Below are 17,114 nucleotides of genomic sequence, written 5' to 3' on the forward strand. Positions count from 1 at the left end.
TGTGAGGGTGGTCGGGGCCCAGGATGCGTTCGCGGTCGCTGAGGGTCTGCCGGTCGAGGTCGGCGGCCTCCTGGTAGCGGCCGAGCGCGCGCTGGTTGTTGGCGAGGTTGCTGCGGCTGGTGAGGGTGTGAGGGTGGTCGGGGCCCAGGATGCGTTCGCGGTCGCTGAGGGTCTGCCGGTCGAGGTCGGCGGCCTCCTGGTAGCGGCCGAGCGCGCGCTGGGCGATGGCGAGGTTGCTGCGGCTGGTGAGGGTGTGAGGGTGGTCGGGGCCCAGGATGCGTTCGCGGTCGCTGAGGGTCTGCCGATCGAGGTCGGCGGCCTCCTGGTAGCGGCCGAGCGCACGCAGGGCGACGGCGAGGTTGCTGCGGCTCGTGAGGGTGTCGGGATGGTCAGGGCCAAGGTGGCGCGTTTGGGCATCGAGGACACCCTGGCGCAGCAGGTGTTCCTCGGCCGCGGCGCCCGCGTCCCGGAGGGTACTGGCGAGGCTGTCGAGCACGTTGCGGATGGTGGTGAAGTCGGTGGGGGGTGTGCGGTGGAGGAGCGGTGGGAGGTGGGGGGCAAGGAGGCGTGCGGTGGGCCAGCTGGCGCGGCCGGCCCTGTTGATGTCGTGAACGGTTCGGGTGAGGTGGGTGTCCAGGGCGGTGTGGCAGGTGGTGCGGTCGGTTCCAGGGGGCGCGGTGAGTCCGATGACCTCGTGGACCAGAGGGTGCAGTACGACCTGCCCGACCGTGAGCGCATGCCCGTCGCTGCTGCTTGTCACCGACACGGTGGGGGTGTTGATCAGGCCGTACTGGTGCAGGGCGGCGAGGGCGGCGTCGAGTTCGGCCGCCGTGGCGCTCTGCCCGGTGGCTTCAGTGAGGAGGGCGGGGGTCAGGAGACCACGGGGGACGGGCGCGGCTGTAAGGAGGGCGAGGAGGAACAGGGCGGGGCGGGCGAGGGTGTAGCCATCGGTGTGGAGCTGAGTGAGGGAGAGGTCGAAGGTGTGCCGGACCACTCTGCGGGCGACCTCCGGGACGGCGGCCCGCGGGTGTTCGGCGCCTAGGAGGTCGCCGAACTCGGTTTCGAGGGCGTGCCGGTAGGCGGTGAAGGTGCGGTAGCGGCTGGTGGGGTTGGCGAGGTAGCGCCTCGCGGTATCCAGGGCGAGAGGGAGCCCGCCGAGTCGCCCCCCGAGCGCGGCGGCCTCCTGCGTGGTGCCGGCGGCGGGTGCGGCGTCGCGCAGCACCGCGCCCGAAGCGTCGGCGGACAGGGGCTCGAGAAGAACGAGGCGGGCTCTGGGCCCCCACGTGTCGCGCGCACTGTCGCGGGTGGTGACCAGGAGCAGTCCGGCGCCATCGGGGCGCACCCATCCCCGGTAGGAGCCCGGCAGTTCGCCGCCGGGGCCGAGGTTGCGGGGGGTGTCGACGTTGTCAATCACGATCACCCACCCCCGTACCGCGGCCAGCTGCTCCCACACCACGTCGACCAGCGCGGCCCGGCCGCTCTGGGCATCATGGAGACAGCTTTCCGCAAGTCCCAGCTCCTGGGCGATGCGGGTGAGGTCCTGCGCAAGGCGGGTGGCATCGTCCTGCCACCGCACCCAGAACACCGCCCGCCCTTCCGTCTCGGTCTGCTGGGCGGCCTGGGCGGCGAGGGTGGTCTTGCCCAGCCCGCCCATCCCGCAGACCACGACGAGCCCGCCGTCCCGGCCAGCTGCCAGCCGGCGAATGTCGGAGAGCTGGCTGTCCCGGCCACGGACGGGTGCCTGGACAGCGGGAGCACGGTAGGAGGCGTGAGCGGCGGCGGTCCGCACCCAACGCCCACTTGCTCCGGCGCCTGCAGGGGGTTGAGCAGCGGGAACGGGAGAGCGCAGGGCGACCAGAGAGACGGCGAGACCGATCGTGCCGACAGTCCCGCCGATCACGCTGGAGAGCTGATCCGCCGTCTCCAGCCCGACCCGCGCGACCACCCACGCGACCCCGCCCGTAACCGCGGCCCCTACCAGCGCCCACAGCAGCCGGCCAAGCATCCACCGCCACCGACCCCGCCCCACATGCCCACCCACCATGCCCGCAACTCCCCCGCCCCCATCGCTCCCGGTACACCGAGGATGCCCACCAACGTAGACCAGCGGGCAGCACTGGGAGGTTCGGTACGCAGCCGTGACAGCCACCGTCGACAAGGCCACGCTGCCTCTCCGTCGATACGGCGGCTCTGCCCTACGGATACAAGATCGAAATGCAACTGGAGAGAACTGGCCTCACCGCGGCGAAATCGAACGATCGCCGGCTGTGGTGCCTCCCAAAGTGGTGAACATCTGCTGTTGGTTCTCGTGAACAGAACCACTCATCCAGCAGCGCGTCACTATCGCGGCCGCGGGTATCGTCGCGCTCAACCGGGACCTGTGCGGCTCCTGGAACAACGGTGCCTGCCTGGACTCTCTGCTACCGCTCGGGGGTGCCGTCAGCGGGCCTTCCCGGACGGGCAAGACGGTGCGGGGATCTTGGCCACCAGGACCGAAGTCGACGAACCGCCGTACGCGCGAAGTACGTTGAACAGAACATGTTGGGGCGGTCAGCCAGAGTGCTGACCGCCCCAATCGCATGAAGCGACAAGGCCTACGGGGTGAGCCGGTTCGGTCCGCGGAACAGGAAGGCGGCCTCGCGGATGGAGTCGAGTCCGAGCATGACCATCAGCACCCGACCCAGGCCCATACCGAGGCCTCCGTGCGGCGGGCAGCCGAAGCGGAAAGCGTTCAGGTAGTCCTGCAGCGGCTCGGTGCTCATGCCCTTCTCGGCGGCCTGCTTGAGCAGCACGTCGTACCGGTGCTCACGCTGGGCGCCGGTGGTGACCTCCAGGCCCTGCCAAAGCAGGTCGAAGCTCAGCGTCGAGCCCGGGTCATCCTTGGGGCGCATATGGTAAAAGGGGCGAATGCTTGTCGGGTAGTGAGTGACGAACACCCACTCGTGCCCGGTCTGCCCCTTGAAGTGCGCGGAGATACCGCGCTCGCCCTCCGGGTCCAGGTCCTCCTTCTCACCCGCAGGGTCCCAGCCGCCCGCCCGCAGGATCTCCTGGGCTTTGGCCATGGTCACCCGAGGAAATGGCGTCGTGGGGACGGTGACGTCGACGCCGAAGGTCTCGCGGATCGCCTCACCGTGAACGTCGGCGACCTTGGCGATGGCGTGAGTGAGCATCTGCTCCTCGAAGACCATGACGTCCTCGACGTCGTCGATCCAGGCGAGCTCCACGTCGACGCCGGTGAACTCCGTCGCATGCCTCGATGTGAACGATGGCTCGGCGCGGAAGACGGGGCCGATCTCGAAGACCTTGTCGATGCCGGCGGAAATCGCCATCTGCTTATAGAACTGCGGGGACTGCGCCAGGAAAGCGGAGCGATCGAAGTAGCCGAGCTTGAACACCTCGGCCCCGGACTCGCTCGCGGTTCCCATCAGCTTCGGGGTGTGCATTTCGGTGCAGCCCTGGCTGTAGGCGTACTCGCGCATGCCCTGCTCGAGGGTGGTCTGCACGGCGAACAGCAGCTGCGCCTGCGGACGCATCCGCACGTCGAGGAACCGCCAGTCGAGGCGGTGCTCCAGGCCGGTGTGTTCGTCGATCGGCAGCGGTGTCTCGGCCCGGTTCAGTACCTCGACTTGCTCGGGCACGAGTTCCAGGCCGCCGAGTTTGACGATCGGGTTGTCGACTACGCGGCCGGTGATCCTGACCGCGGACTCGGTGGTCAAGCTCTCCAGAGCGGCTTCGGTGCTGTCGCTCTCGCCGCCACGCTTGTGGGTGACCTGCACCATTCCGGTGTGGTCGCGGACGATGACGAACTGCATCTTGCGCTGCAGCCGGAGGGTGTTCACCCAGCCGCAGACGGAAACGGTCTCGCCGACATGTTCTCGCAGGTCGGCGACCAATACACGGGTGGTCGTGTGGATCATCTCGGGCCCTCCAGGGGCGTCGTCATGATCCCTTGAGGGCGTGGGCGAGAAGGGGACTCGCGGTGCCACCACGCCTTTGCCGCCACCAGATGGCGACGGCCTCATTCGGGCCCGGTCACGGGGGCCAGTCGGCGGGGCATTGGGCAGAGTCGATCGGCCGTTTCTCCCCGCGCTCGGGAGGGTCTTCACGTGGGGCACGAGACTGCCTTCACAGCTACCGGCAGTTCTCTCTGCTCGCGGATCCCGCCGCTACTTGTCTCCGTCAACGCGTTGGTACTGAGCATAGCGGGCCAGGAGGGCAGAGCGGCAAGATTTCGCAGTAAGCCATCAGACCCCCAGTGGCTCAGCTCGTCCGTCGACGTCGCTGCCCGGCCGCTCCAGCCTCTGAATATTACTGCTGTAATTTGAGCTCGGTTTCTTGGGTTGTACTCTGCGCCGAGAGTCAGAGTGTATTGGTGCAGCACCAGTCCGCTTTCACGGCTATTACCCACTGGCGCCAACAGTAATCCGACAGGGAGATTCCGGCCTTGCGGAGAATTGACGTCCGAAGCTGCAATCGCACGTCGGTAGATTGCGGCAAGGTGTGCACGAACTTCTAGAGAAGAGATCTGCACGATGGGCGATTCACCCCGCAGTGGCGGCTTGATAGAGGTGGTCTCCACCAGTAGAGCACCCGATCGCAGCGTCAAGTATGTGTTCAAGACGCCAGACAGGGCCACGTTCGAGGCCGTACAACTCTGGGAGGGAGAACACGAAGCCTATTCCGTCTGTATGTCAGCCCAGGCAGGGTGCAGTTACGGCTAACTGGCTGGCCCCCGCATACACAGGACACGGTCTGGCGACTTCTGCGGTCGCCGCCCTGACGTGCCAAGCCTTCGAACTCCCCGGCATCGAGGGGGTAGAGATTGACCACGACGTGTTGAACCACGCCAGCCGCGGCATCCCTGAGCGGTTGGGCTTCGCTCGGAGCCATGTGCGAACGAGGGTGCCCCAGGTGCCAGGAGAGAGCGGCGTGCACCAGATCTGGCGGCTTGATCGGGCAGCGTTCATGCGTCGCACCTGGTGAGAGCTTGGACGGCGAGCAGTCGACGTTGCCCTGACCGTGCCCTCCGGCTTCCGCCTGGGCCTCTGGCGCGGACCCGCCATTTGGCGTCGCGCCCGCCGCCTCGACGTCACAGCAGCTTACTCACAACGTCGCACGCCACTCCGCCTCGACGATTCCGCAGGTCACAGAGTCCCGCCACGCATCATGAACGAATACGTGCTGCCTGATACGGCCCTCCTCCACGAAGCCCGCGCGCAGCAGAGTCTTCTCCGACACCGTGTTCGCCGGAGAGCGCGCAGCCCACACTCGGTGAAGATCCAGTGAGCCGAAGGCGACAGCCAGAACGGCCCGCACCGTCTCTACGCCCAGGCCTTGGCCCCACACATCGGGACGCAGAGCAAACCCCAGCGTTGCGGCTCGCTGCTGGTGCGGGTCCATGGCGAGACGGGCGAAGCCGATCAGATCACCAGTCTCCTGAGAGACAGCCAGCGCGTACTCCGTGCGTGGCTCAGCGCCGGACGCGGCGATCGCCCCCCCCTGACGAGAGCCTCAACCTGCTCGCGGGTTCGAGGCTCGAAGGACAGGTGCCGGGTGGCCTCCGGATCACCGTAGATCGCCAGGACGCCGTCGACGTCGTCGACGGTGAGTTCCCGAAGAGACAGTCGTGGGGTGGAGTGCTGGACCGGATACATGGCTGGGGACTCTACTCGGCTCCCCTATCCGGGCAATGAGGGAGTGGGCGTCGAACTGAACACTTCAATCTCGGGACGAAGGTCCTTGGATAGCTAGGAGGTGCGCTACTCGTCTCCATCAACGCGTTGCGATCGAGGATATGAGGCCATCAGATGCAGCGGCAACAAGGAGTCAATCGAGCCCGAACCTAATGAAGCACTACGAGAAGTCGTACAACGCGAAGTCCGTCACTGGGCGGTATCCGATCCGCTGATACAGGCCGTTGCTGGTGGAGTTGGCCAGGTCAGCGAACAGCAGCACCTCTGTCGCGCCCGCTGCCAGTGCCGTCCTGCTGACCTCGGCCGTCGCGGCGCCCGCGTAGCCGCGGCCGCGTAGGTGGGCTGGGGTGTAGACGGGGGCCACTCTGATCTGGCCGGCGACCATCGGGGTTATGCCTGCCATGGAGACGGGGACGCCGTCCGGGGTCTCCCAGAATGTGACTCGTCCGTGGGTGATGCGCGTGTCGGCCCAGGAGCCGGCGTCTGCGGAGGCAGTTCCTCCGATGTCCGCGACGAACTCTTGGTACCAGCATATGAGTTGATCGCGGTCCTGTTCGCCAGCGATTCGCCCCCGGCCCGCCGGATGCGGCTCTGGCGGGGTGAGCCTGCCGAGGCGGTACAGGCGCTGCTGCTCGTGGATCGTCGGCGTCGCGCCGGTGTGCCGCTGCCAAGCCTCGGCGAAGGCGGTGACGGTTTCGTGATCTGCACTGACGCCAGGGAGGGTGCGGCCAAGACTGGCCAGGTGGGCGGCGAGGGTGTCGGCGTCCTCTGGAGTGAGAGGGGTGAGATTCAGGCGGCGGGGCGGGGTCCGGAAGAAGGTCGCGCGGATCTCACCCGCCCTCTCCAGCATGCCGAAGGCGGGGGCTTCGGCACCGTATGCGTGCGGTCCGCGCGTGCGCAGCGCCTCGGTCACTGTCAGGGGGATGGTGTGCAGGGCGGGGCGCGAGTGCAGGAAGTCTCCTGCACGGTCTAGGAAGCTGTCGACGTCATCGGTGAGGTGCCAGTCGTCCGGGCGCATGCCTCATGATCCCGCGTGTGCACAGGCTGCGCCCGTGATTTTCCGACGGGCGAGGTGACGGGGGCGGTCAGGACACCGCCTCCCCAATGACTCCACCAACTACTCGGGCTTCAGGTCCGTCGCCTGGCTGTCGTGCAGGTACTTGTCCGCGGACGTGCAACAGTCTGGCTGCTCGTGGACTGGTTGGGGTAGTCGGACAGAGTGTCCGGCCCGTTCTAGGTCCGATAGCGGATGTTGAGGACGGCACGGCAGCCCGAATCGCTCCCTGCTCTCGAGCTCCTGCTCGGCCGCTAACGTGGATGACGGACCAACCGTCGGGGAGGCAGCGCGCATGCGTGGTCTTGGGGATCACCTCAGCGTCGGAGAGCGGATCGCGTTCTACCGCGAGCGCCGGGGCTATACGCAGCCTGTGCTCGCCGGGCTCGTCGGTCACAGCACCGACTGGCTGTCGAAGATCGAGCGGGGTGTGCGCAAGCCGCCAAGGATCGACAAGCTCGCCGAACTCGCCCGTGTGCTGCGGGTCCCGCTCGGCGACTTGATGGGGCAGCCCGTCCTGATGGAGGACGGGGAGAAGCACATGGACGACGTGCCGGCCGTCCGCGATGCGCTGATGAGCCCTCGGCGTCTCTCGAAGCTGCTGTTCGGTCGTACGGCGGAGCGGCAGTTGCCTCAGCCGGATCAGGCGCAGGTCTTCGTCGAACGCAGCTGGGGCGACTACCAGGCCGGCGTTCTTGGGGATGTCATCGCCGCCCTGCCCGGTCTGCTCAGGACTGCCCAGGAGCTGGAGGACCTTCCGAGTGGCGATCAGCGCCGACGCGGCCTCGCCGTCTCGGCTCGTACGCATCACCTGGCGGCGACCACCCTCGCCAAGGTCGGCGAGTCCGACCTGTCGTGGCTCGCGGCCGAGCGAGCCATGCGGGCTGCCGACGAATCCGAGGACCCGCTGTCGCTCGTGTCCGCTGCCCGCTCCGGCACGCACGCACTGCTGGCCAACGGGCGCTACGAGGACGCCCTCGAACTGGGCGATACCGCGGCGGCCTGGCTCGCGGGACAGGTTCACGACGACGATCCGGCCGCCTTGAGCCTGCTGGGCATGATTCATCTGCGAGCCGCTGTGGCCGCCGCACGTCACCAGGATCGCCACACCGCCAACTCCCTGCTGGAGAAGGCGAAGCGGCTCGCCGACCGGCTCGGCTCCGACGAGAACCACTGGCAGACGTGCTTCGGTCCGACGAACGTCGAGCTGCACCGCCTGTCGATCGAGCTTGACCTGGAGAACATCCCGTACGTCGTCGAGCATGGCGATATCGACGTCTCCCACATGCCGGCGGAACGCGCCGTGTCCCATCGCATCGATTATGCCCGCGGCCTCTGCCTCAGGGGTCGCGTTGATGAGTCATTCAGCGAGTTGCGGGAGGCCGAACGCACCTCGCCGCAGCTCGTCAGGAACAATCCACGCGTACGTGAGACCCTTCGCAACCTGAGGAAACAGTCCCCGGTCACGGGCGGCAGCCGCTCGTCCGAGCTGCTGGCCATGGCACAACGATGCAGGGCGGTGCAGTGAGTTCGGTGCGAGGCAAGGTGCTGGGCGTCGTGGGATCGAGCGCCGGCGGGGTCGAGGAACTGCGGACAGGGCTCGTGGTCCCGGCGCTCGAACGGGGCTGGACTGTCGCAGTCACGCTCACGCCGACCGCGGGTCAGTGGCTCCGCGAGAGCGGGGAGGCCGCGGAGCTCGAAGGGCTGACCGGCCTTCCCGTACGGGCCGAACCGCGCCTGCCGGGTGACTCCCGGCCGCATCCGCCAGTGGACTGCTACGTCGTCGCCCCGGCGAGTGCCAACACCGTCGCCAAGCTCGCCCTGGGAATCTCAGACAACCAGGCGTTGACACAGGTCAACGAGGCCATCGGGACACTGGACCTCCCGGTAGTCGTCTGGCCCCGGGTGAACGCCGCGCATGCTCGCCACCCCGCATGGGAGGGACACATCAAAGCCCTTCACGATTCGGGGGTGCGGTTGATCTACGGAGACGAGGTGTGGCCGCTCGCCGAGCCGCGGGCCGGGATGCCGGGGCGTCGGTACCCGTGGGAAGCCGTACTGGATGAGGCCGGCAGAACTGTCGCCTGACGATTCATCAATAATGCTAAAACCAAGAGAAATTGGACCCGGACAATCTGTCCGGGTCCTTCGTCATGACTGGCGTCAGCCTGAGGGCATCACGGACTAACGGAGGCAACCGGTGCCCGATCAGGGATTGAGCACGGCGCTCCCCGGCGCGAAGGCCTGGGGCGAAGCATCCAGGAGCTGCCCGAGCCCACGCGCGGATGAGATGGCCGGCAGTGACTACTCGTCTCGACGCTCGTCAGAGGCCGCCCTATCGCCGTCAGGCACGGAACACATCGTCGCGGACACTCCCACACCTGCTGGCGTCACCCGGCTCTGCAGCCTCTGCCGATGCCGTCTGAGCCGGTACAACGGGGAAGACCTGTGTGCCGGTTGCAGCCGTGACACCCGGCACCAGGCAGGGACCGCGCGCACCGTCCCCATGGGCATCTGGCAGTTACCCGATGTCCGGCAAGCCTTGGTCAACCGCGAGTTCGGGCGCATGTGCCAGCTGATCAGACAGCACGGCGGGATCCGCCAAGACGACATAGCCGCAATCACCGGCCTGAGCCAAGCCTTCCTGTCGATGCTCGAGTCCGGAGCCCGCAAACTGACCAACATCGACAAGATCATTCAACTGCTGGATGGCCTGCAAGCTCCACCAGAACTCACCGGACCGATGCTGCGGCCCAGCATCAATCACCAGCCTCGTGGCTCTGCGCCGACGTCTCTCTCGCGGTGCTGACCTCGCCATCTTCGTCGCCGCCTGCGAAGACAGCACCACCGCCTGGAACCTCGCAGCCCACACAACGTCGTAGCTTGCCCAAACCGCACCGGAGGGCGATCCGCGCTGCTCGGCAATCGTCGAGCGAAACCTTGCCGCCATGTGGACGCACTATGCAGAACTCGGGTATAGGCGACTTATCTACAGGAACTCCCTCAGTGTGCTGCCCGATGCCGTATGCATGTTCGAGCGCGTGATGGGGCCGGATGCGCGGCTCGTGCGAGTCCTACTCACCGCCACCGACGCCACTGCCGGCGAACGGCTGGCGGGCCGGGAGCTCGGCTCGCAGCTCGAAAAGGAGATTGAGAGCAGCGCCTACAAGGCACGGCTACTGGACGAGCAAGCACCTGCGGATATCGCGCGGGTAGCGACCGACAGCCGGTCCGTCGTGGACATCGCGCGCCAGGTAGTGGCCACCACCGGATGGATCAGCCCAGTCCCGTACGAGAAACCCGTCGCGCAGGGGCAATGCCTTCCTCCACTGTGAGGGGATGCCGAACATCAACACTCCGCGCCTCCAGTACAGCTCCACGGCCGTACGCCCGCGCTGGGACGACCTCCCCCAGGACATCCGTCGGCTCATCTCCCGGCGCCTGGGTGGTGTAGTGGATGCAGGGCCGAGCGCCGGAAGCGGGTTCACCAGCGGCTTCGCCGCTGTGCTCCGTGGAGCTGGCGAGCCCGAGTTCGTCAAGGCAGTCAATGCCAACGACAACGGGGTGATCGCCGACTGCTACCAGCGCGAGGCGTTGATCAACCAGGCCCTGCCGATCGAGGTTCCGGTACCCCGCCTGCGGTGGACCGAGGAGACGGAAGACGGATGGATCGTCCTTGGCTTCGACGCGATCGAGGGAGGACGCATGCCTGCCGCGCCCTGGAAGCCTGACGAGCTTGCCTCAACCCTCGACGCCTGCACGATCAAGGCCGAGGCGCTCTCCACGCCCTCGGCGGCACTCCAAAAGGTCGGGCTCAAGCCGATCGGTGACGGCAGTGACTTCGCAGCCTGGCGTGACCTCACCGGCGGCGCCACCAGCCCGATCATCCTGCCGGAATGGGTACCCACCGACAGGCTCGACGCCCTGGCCGAACTGGAAACCCACTGGCGGCAAGCCGTGGCCGGCGATGCTGTCCTCCACCATGACCTACGTCAGGACAACGTCCTGATCGACACGGGAGGCGCTGCCTGGATCTGCGACTGGAACTGGCCTTGCCTCGCAGCGAGCTGGTTCGACCTCGTGCTGCTCCTGGCCACCGCACACGCCGATGGCCACGACGCCACCACCCTCTTCGAGGAACACCCCACCGGTCGTGGAGTCGACGGAGAACAGCTCGACGCGGCTCTGGCCGCCCTCGCGGGCTTCTTTATCGTCTCCGGCGCACAGCCCCCGGCGGACTGGTCGCCCCACATTCGCCAGCACCAGACCTGGTGCGGCGAGGTCACTCTGCGCTGGCTGGCAGCCCGGCGCGACTGGAAGCTCTGATCGTCCACAGGCTGTGGATGTGCGCTGGCCTGCCCCATCGTCGACTACTCCTTGTGGGGGCGAGCTGTTGTCCGTTGCCTCCTGTGACCGTTGATCGCGTCGAGACCGCTCGCGCAGACGCGAATGACGGACAAGGCGCTGCTTCGTCTCACCGCGACAGTAGATCAAGTGCGCACACTATCCAGCGACGTATGCGACAGCATCGTGGCTATGGATGCTTTCGAGGTTGCGGATGCGCACCGAGTGGCGAAGGCCTCGATCCCGGCACGCAAGGCTGACGTCGCGGGCCATGTCTTCGACGAATACAGGGTGGTCGTACGCCTGCATGGTGAGGACACGCTCGTCTGCGCGCTTGACCAAAGGCACTACAGGCGCCGAAGCGGAGGACGTCAACAACCGCACGGCGCTCTGGACCGGCAGGGGGTACGGGGCGTCTCCCTGGCCCGTCACGTTGAGCGTAATCCGGCTGCGCTGATTGTGCGCACCGTAGTCGGAGATTGCCTTCGAACATGGACAGAGGCTGGTGACCTCACTGGTCACTTCCGTTGCCACCGTCACGTCACCGTTGTCCCAGTGCCCTTCGATACGGACGTCGTGAACCTGTTTCGACTCACGGCCGCTGGCCGGCGCTACAACCGTCGTGCTGATAGGCATGGCCACCGTCACAGTAACCGCGGGCGCATCCAGCAGATCCGCTCCGGCCTTGAGCACCTGCGGCAACTGCCGGGGGTCGAATCTCTGAAGGTGGTCGTGCGCGAGGGCGACCATGCGGCTCATGTGCGTGCCACGGCGGTCGTGTTGGAGCCGCACGGTGATTGCGATGTCCGCGATGCCATCCTGACGGAGGCAGCCGTCCTCGAAGTACACGGGATAGCGAAGGCCACTGATGCCGACCTGATCGATCTCGATGCCCCGAGAGTCAGTCTCATTCTGAATGTCGTGCATGCTCACTCGCCCCGATAAGTGCAACCGGATGTACACGTCTCGCGGACGGTGAGGGCTGAGAGCGCAGGCAGCGTCGGCTGCAGCCGCTCCCAGATCCAGCGGGCGAGAACCTCGCTGGTCGGGTTTTCAAGGCCCTCGATCTCATTGAGGTAGTAGTGGTCCAGTTGAGCTTCGAGCGGCTTGAAGGCTCGCTTGACGTCCCCAAAGTCCATGACCCAACCGGCCTCAGGGTCGACGGGAGCCTCTACATGGACGATGACCTTGTAAGAGTGGCCGTGCAGGCGCGCGCACTTGTGGCCCTCTGGAACCTTGGGCAGGCGGTGCGCTGCTTCGAACGTGAACTCGCGAAAGATTTCCATTACTGAATTCCCAGATACTTGTGCGTCTGGAGAGAGAGGATCCAGCGCGGGTTCTTCATGCAGTAGTCGACGGTAGCCCGGGTGTTAGCTTCTACGTCGGGTCCGTCCATGGGCTGGAGGCGGAAGAATTGGAAGTCGAGGTTCTCGAACTGGCCCGGGTCTCCGCCCAACTGCGGATAGACAAGCTTCAACTCGTCGCCGCTTGTGACGACCAGATCAGACCCGATCTTCGGGCTGACACAGAGCCAGTCGATGCCCTGCGGCGGTACGCGAGTGCCGTTCGTCTCAACCGCAACCTCGAAGCCCCTGGCGTGCAGAGCTTCGATGGCTGCTTCATCAAGCTGCAGAAGCGGCTCACCCCCGGTGCACACCACAAAGCGGTGTTCCGCGGAGGTTGAAGGCCACGCCTGCTCGACTGCTTGGGCGAGGTCATCAGGGGACGCGAACCGGCCGCCACCTTCGCCGTCAGTTCCAACGAAGTCGGTATCGCAGAACTGGCAGATCGCCCGATGCCGGTCCTTCTCAAGACCTGTCCATAGATTGCACCGCGAGAAGCGGCAGAAGACAGCGGGTCGGCCCGCGTGACTCCCTTCGCCCTGCAAGGTGTAGAAGATCTCTTTGACCAGATAGGTCATTCTCAGACGCCCTGGTACTGCACGGGATCGGTGGTACCGGCCTCAGCGAAGCCTTTCAGGCGGAGCAGGCAGGTCTCGCAACGGCCGCAGGCCCGACCCTGCTCGTCCGGGTCATAACAGCTGGATGTCTGGGAGTAGTCGACGCCCAGGCGCAGGCCCTCGCGAACGATGTCGGCCTTGGACATCGCAATGAGGGGGGAATGGAGCTTGAGCTCCTGAGTTCCCTCAAGGCCAGCCCTGGTCGCAAGGTTCGCCATCTTGGCGTAGGCGTCCATGTACTCAGGACGGCAGTCGGGGTAGCCGCTGTAGTCGACGGCGGTCACGCCAGTGAAGATGTCGCTCGCGCCAACGGTCTCCGCGTAAGCCAGGGCGAATGACAGGAAGATCGTGTTACGTGCCGGCACGTAGGTGATGGGCACGCTGCTGTCTGCGTCACTGTTGCTGGCGTCGTCGAGCGAGTCGTGCTTCGGGACGTCGATATCAGCGGTAAGGGCGGAGCCACCGAAAACTCGCAGGTCGATGTCTGCGATGACGTGGCGGGCTACGCCTTGAGTCTCTGCCACGCGCTTGGCGGCTTCCAGTTCCACACTGTGCCGCTGGCCGTACCGGAAGCTGAGCGCGTACGGCGTGTAGCCCTGGTCCTTGGCGATGGCCAGAACTGTCGTCGAGTCCAGGCCGCCGCTCAGTAGAACGATCGCGGGACGTCCCATGCCTTGCTCCCTAGTTAGCTTTGCGTGTACTCGTGCACACTAGCGCGATAACTGACGGGTAGAGTAACCGCGATAAGTTACTAGTTAAGGCTGTCGGGAGTCGAGCTGCGTGGGGCAACTATCGTTGGTGATCACTTGCACGGACCGTAAGGCCGCTGTGCCCGAGGCCGAGCTCCAGGCAAGATCGCTACCGACCGGCAGCGTGAAGGAACGCTCCGCAGCGTGGGCAGAGCGCGTCGAGGCGGCTTCGAACACGAAGCCTCTGAGCGAGCTCTACCGGGGCGATCACTGGACACAGTCCCGTCGGCTAACTGCAGCGGCCGAGAAGGTCGGTTTTGAAGCGGAACTATGGGTGGCGTCGGCCGGCCTCGGCCTGCGGTCAGTATCGGCGGCGGCGCCTGCCTACGCGGCGACCTTCAGTACGCGACACGCCGACTCCGTCACCACCTCTACGGCTGACAACGCCCAGTGGTGGGGGCACCTTCAAGAAGGAACTGGCCGCAAGACGCTGGAAGAGCTGGGGCGACGCGGTCCGGTCCTCATGGTCCTGTCCGAGGTGTACGCAAACGCCATGAAGGCCGAGATCCACGCGCTGGCCAGCGTTGGGGGCGAGGTCCTGCTGGTTGGAGGCGTCGAGGAGATCCCCGGCATCCAGAGAGTCGCCTCCAACGCGGGTCTGCGACGCACGCTCGGCGGCACTCTGACGAGCCTGAACGTGCGCATGGCCGCCTCATGGCTTGGGCACTGCGAAGACGGCAGGCTGACCTCGACTGCCACCAGTGACTCGTGGCAGCAGTGGGCTTCCGGCGTAGCTGAACCTGAGCGGTACAACCGGAAGCCAATGTCCGACGAGGACGTCATGGCATTCATCAAGCGAGAGAAAGCGTCACATCCGGGCATCTCGCGGTCGCGGCTCCTGCGTGTTCTGCGTGACGGCAATCAGGCATGCGAGCAGAGCAGGTTCGCCAACTTGTACGTCCGAGCTATGGGGAAACGGTGACAGAGAACCTCATCAAGCGCAGAGCCCTGCGCATTGAGCAGAACCCGAACATTCCCCTGTATCTGTTTGCCCTGGAAGCGCGAGAAGTCGATCTCGTAGCCGATGTTGCACGGATCTCCCGGGATGAAGCCGGCAAGCTCTTCGGCTATCAACGTCCCGAAAAGAAGCAGCACGTTAAGCAAATTTTGGAATACCTCGACGGCGAAGATGTGCTGTTCCCGAATGGGCTCATCCTCGCCCTGCCCATCACAGTGCGGTTTAAAGGTAGTCGCGGCCCCAACCCAAGCGACGGACTGGCAACCATCGGAACCCTTGAGATTCCGCTGCCGGAGTCACGGGACGCGCCTCGTCCGGCTCTGATCGTTGATGGTCAGCAGCGAAGCCGCGCGCTTGCACTCACTCGGCGGTCCACCCTGCCGATCACAGTGGCGGGATTCGTGGCTGAAGATCTTGACATCCAACGCGATCAGTTCCTGCGTGTCAACACGGTGTCTCCACTTCCGAGCAATTTGGTATCCGAACTCCTCCCGGAAGTGAACACCCAACTGCCGACCAGACTGTCCGCCCGAAAACTCCCCGCGATCCTCGTTAACGCGCTCAACCAGGACAGCGACTCGCCTTTCAAGGGGCTCGTGAAGCAGGCGTCAACGACTCCAGAGAAGAAGTCGGACACGGTCGTCAAGGACAACAGTCTCATTACTGCGATCACTGAATCATTGTCACCTTCCGGCGTCCTCTTCTCGTACAAGAACCTGTCCAACGGAACCACTGACACCGCGGCCATTCGGAAGATTCTCGTGGTCTACTGGACTGCAGTAAGGGACACTTTCCCTGAAGCCTGGGGGCTCCCTCCAGCCAAGAGTCGCCTTATGCATGGTGTCGGAATCAGGTCGCTGGGCCGCCTCATGGACCGGGTCATGGAGCGAGTTCTGTTTGATGCCGATATCGACTCGCCGGATATTAGCAAAAGGGTCATGGCTGAACTGGCGCTTGTTAAGCCGCACTGCCATTGGACCAAGGGGCGCTGGCCTGAAATCAACACCCCTTGGAACGAGTTGCAAAACACTCCCCGCCATATCAGTATCCTGTCAAACTTTCTGATTCGCGTTTATCGCGATTCGAGGATGGGTGCTTCGTGAAGTTCTACTTCCCCGATAGTCAAGATCAGATCTACCCCTGGTACGACTTCATCAACGATGAGTACCCGGATAAGCGACACCGCCAGCGGGACGACTTGTACGCCCATCAGGCAGTGAAGCCCGCGCCCTACGACGGGATACTGGTCAGCAAGGCCATCGTTGATGGGTCAGTTAAGGGGGCCGGGAAGTACAGCGCCCCTCAGAGGGACCGACTCTACCGAGACGGAGTTAGGACCTTTTTCGGGCTACCTGACACGATGGAAAGCCTCGGTGACTGCGGGGCCTTCAACTACATCAATGAAGAGCGCCCCCCGTACAGAGTTGAGGACGTGCTCCACTACTATACGGAGTGCCGATTCAACTCAGGAATCAGTATCGACCATGTGATCTTTGGGTACCAGCCTGATGCCCTTGACAAGGACATTGATCCGGCATGGGTAAAGCGTCGTGAGATTTCGCTCGACTTGGCAGAAGAGTTCATCAAAGCTACCAAGAGTCACAATCGCCTGGTCACTGACAAGAAGCAGCATCTGGAACCGGTTGGCGCAGCACAGGGGTGGAGCCCTGCCAGCTATGCGGACAGCGTCGTCCAACTCCAGAAAATGGGCTACAAGCGAATCGCCCTGGGTGGCATGGTCCCGCTGAAGACGCCGGAAATTATTGCTTGCCTTGAAAGAATCTCTGAGATTCGCAAGAGTGGGGTCGGATTCCATCTTCTCGGAATCACCCGTATTGCCAGCATGGAACGCTTTGTCGACTATCACGTCACCAGCTTCGACAGCACATCAGCATTCCGGCAAGCGTTCATGGATGAGCGAAATAATTACCACACTGCCGACGACTCATACCTTGCGATCAGAGTTCCCCAGGTCGACGGGAATCCCACCCTGAAGAAGCTGATCTTGGCAGGCGTGGTGTCGCAATCGGCAGCCATTAAGGCCGAACGTGAATGCCTCAAATTGCTGCGCCAGTATGAAGCCGACGAGAAGTTTGACGTGGAAAAGGTCATGGACGCCTTGCACGCTTATCAATCTCTCATCGGTGACGCCAAGAAGCTGAAGAAGGTTGCCGACTACAGGAAAACTCTCGTCGACCGCCCTTGGAAGCACTGCCGATGTGAACTTTGCAAGAAGCACAAGATCGACATGGTCATCTTCCGTGGAACAGAGCGGAATAAGCGCCGCGGGTTCCATAACATGACAGTACTCGAAGCCAAGATGCGCAAGCTGCCGCTCACATAATCGTCCAGATCG

17 protein-coding genes are annotated in these 17,114 nt (G+C 64.7%); 9 read left to right on the top strand and 8 right to left on the bottom strand.

Annotation, left to right across the window (positions count from 1 at the left end; genetic code table 11):
* Together AB0D14_RS27375 and aspS are read right to left on the bottom strand one after the other, a co-directional pair.
* Positions 1 to 2,005, bottom strand: a 2,005-nt coding sequence (locus AB0D14_RS27375) for a tetratricopeptide repeat protein (RefSeq protein WP_362783979.1), incomplete at its 3' end; no start/stop codon positions are given.
* A 589-nt stretch (positions 2,006 to 2,594) separates the two neighbouring features.
* Complete coding sequence (aspS, locus tag AB0D14_RS27380) at positions 2,595 to 3,917, bottom strand: aspartate--tRNA(Asn) ligase (RefSeq protein WP_362783982.1); 1,323 nt, start codon at positions 3,915 to 3,917, stop codon at positions 2,595 to 2,597.
* Positions 3,918 to 4,608: 691 nt separating this feature from the next.
* Between aspS and AB0D14_RS27385 the strand changes: the two genes are divergently transcribed.
* Positions 4,609 to 4,983, top strand: coding sequence for a GNAT family protein (locus AB0D14_RS27385; RefSeq protein WP_362783984.1), 375 nt, complete (start codon positions 4,609 to 4,611; stop codon positions 4,981 to 4,983).
* 120 nt (positions 4,984 to 5,103) lie between these two features.
* Here the strand turns inward: AB0D14_RS27385 and AB0D14_RS27390 are convergent, their stop codons facing one another.
* Positions 5,104 to 5,490, bottom strand: coding sequence for a GNAT family protein (locus AB0D14_RS27390; RefSeq protein ID WP_362784229.1), 387 nt, complete (start codon positions 5,488 to 5,490; stop codon positions 5,104 to 5,106).
* A 363-nt stretch (positions 5,491 to 5,853) separates the two neighbouring features.
* The gene (locus AB0D14_RS27395; protein WP_362783986.1) at positions 5,854 to 6,711 is read right to left on the bottom strand and encodes a GNAT family N-acetyltransferase; all 858 of its coding nucleotides are present in this window, start codon (positions 6,709 to 6,711) and stop codon (positions 5,854 to 5,856) included.
* A 331-nt stretch (positions 6,712 to 7,042) separates the two neighbouring features.
* Between AB0D14_RS27395 and AB0D14_RS27400 the strand changes: the two genes are divergently transcribed.
* The 5 genes from AB0D14_RS27400 (at position 7,043) to AB0D14_RS27420 (ending at position 11,073) form a co-directional block, all read left to right on the top strand.
* Entirely contained in the window at positions 7,043 to 8,275 is a 1,233-nt protein-coding gene (locus AB0D14_RS27400) for a helix-turn-helix transcriptional regulator (protein ID WP_362783989.1), read from the top strand.
* Positions 8,272 to 8,835: a flavoprotein gene (locus tag AB0D14_RS27405; protein WP_362783991.1), complete on the top strand. Its 564-nt coding sequence runs from the start codon at positions 8,272 to 8,274 to the stop codon at positions 8,833 to 8,835. The genes AB0D14_RS27400 and AB0D14_RS27405 overlap by 4 nt, the downstream gene beginning before the upstream one ends.
* Positions 8,836 to 9,253: 418 nt before the next feature.
* Complete coding sequence (locus AB0D14_RS27410) at positions 9,254 to 9,556, top strand: helix-turn-helix domain-containing protein (RefSeq protein ID WP_362783994.1); 303 nt, start codon at positions 9,254 to 9,256, stop codon at positions 9,554 to 9,556.
* 199 nt (positions 9,557 to 9,755) lie between these two features.
* Positions 9,756 to 10,082: a hypothetical protein gene (locus tag AB0D14_RS27415; protein ID WP_362783997.1), complete on the top strand. Its 327-nt coding sequence runs from the start codon at positions 9,756 to 9,758 to the stop codon at positions 10,080 to 10,082.
* 4 nt (positions 10,083 to 10,086) lie between these two features.
* On the top strand, positions 10,087 to 11,073 hold the full coding sequence (locus AB0D14_RS27420) for a hypothetical protein (RefSeq protein ID WP_362784000.1): 987 nt from the start codon (positions 10,087 to 10,089) through the stop codon (positions 11,071 to 11,073).
* A 177-nt stretch (positions 11,074 to 11,250) separates the two neighbouring features.
* On the opposite strand, the gene AB0D14_RS27425 is transcribed toward AB0D14_RS27420, so the two are convergent.
* The 4 genes from AB0D14_RS27425 to queC are packed head-to-tail and all read right to left on the bottom strand — an operon-like array spanning position 11,251 to position 13,722.
* Positions 11,251 to 12,018, bottom strand: coding sequence for a GTP cyclohydrolase, FolE2/MptA family (locus AB0D14_RS27425; RefSeq protein WP_362784002.1), 768 nt, complete (start codon positions 12,016 to 12,018; stop codon positions 11,251 to 11,253).
* A 2-nt stretch (positions 12,019 to 12,020) separates the two neighbouring features.
* Entirely contained in the window at positions 12,021 to 12,377 is a 357-nt protein-coding gene (gene queD, locus AB0D14_RS27430) for a 6-carboxytetrahydropterin synthase QueD (RefSeq protein ID WP_315892442.1), read from the bottom strand.
* Positions 12,377 to 13,012: a 7-carboxy-7-deazaguanine synthase gene (gene queE / locus AB0D14_RS27435; protein ID WP_362784005.1), complete on the bottom strand. Its 636-nt coding sequence runs from the start codon at positions 13,010 to 13,012 to the stop codon at positions 12,377 to 12,379. Before queE ends, queD begins: the two co-directional genes overlap by 1 nt.
* Before the next feature lie 2 nt (positions 13,013 to 13,014).
* Entirely contained in the window at positions 13,015 to 13,722 is a 708-nt protein-coding gene (queC, locus tag AB0D14_RS27440; RefSeq protein WP_360739284.1) for a 7-cyano-7-deazaguanine synthase QueC, read from the bottom strand.
* A gap of 202 nt (positions 13,723 to 13,924) precedes the next feature.
* Between queC and AB0D14_RS27445 the strand changes: the two genes are divergently transcribed.
* Genes AB0D14_RS27445 through dpdA form a run of 3 tightly spaced genes read left to right on the top strand, consistent with a single transcriptional unit; the run spans position 13,925 to position 17,102 of the window.
* Positions 13,925 to 14,722, top strand: coding sequence for a hypothetical protein (locus tag AB0D14_RS27445; protein ID WP_362784008.1), 798 nt, complete (start codon positions 13,925 to 13,927; stop codon positions 14,720 to 14,722).
* A complete protein-coding gene (gene dbpB, locus AB0D14_RS27450) occupies positions 14,719 to 15,861 on the top strand; it encodes a DGQHR domain-containing protein DpdB (RefSeq protein ID WP_362784010.1) in 1,143 nt (380 codons plus the stop codon). Before AB0D14_RS27445 ends, dbpB begins: the two co-directional genes overlap by 4 nt.
* Positions 15,858 to 17,102, top strand: a complete 1,245-nt coding sequence (gene dpdA / locus AB0D14_RS27455) for a tRNA-guanine transglycosylase DpdA (RefSeq protein ID WP_362784013.1) — start codon at positions 15,858 to 15,860, stop codon at positions 17,100 to 17,102. The genes dbpB and dpdA overlap by 4 nt, the downstream gene beginning before the upstream one ends.
* The last annotated feature ends 12 nt before the right edge of the window (positions 17,103 to 17,114 follow it).

Source organism: Streptomyces sp. NPDC048484, from assembly GCF_040651415.1.
Classification (GTDB): Bacteria; Actinomycetota; Actinomycetes; order Streptomycetales; family Streptomycetaceae; genus Streptomyces.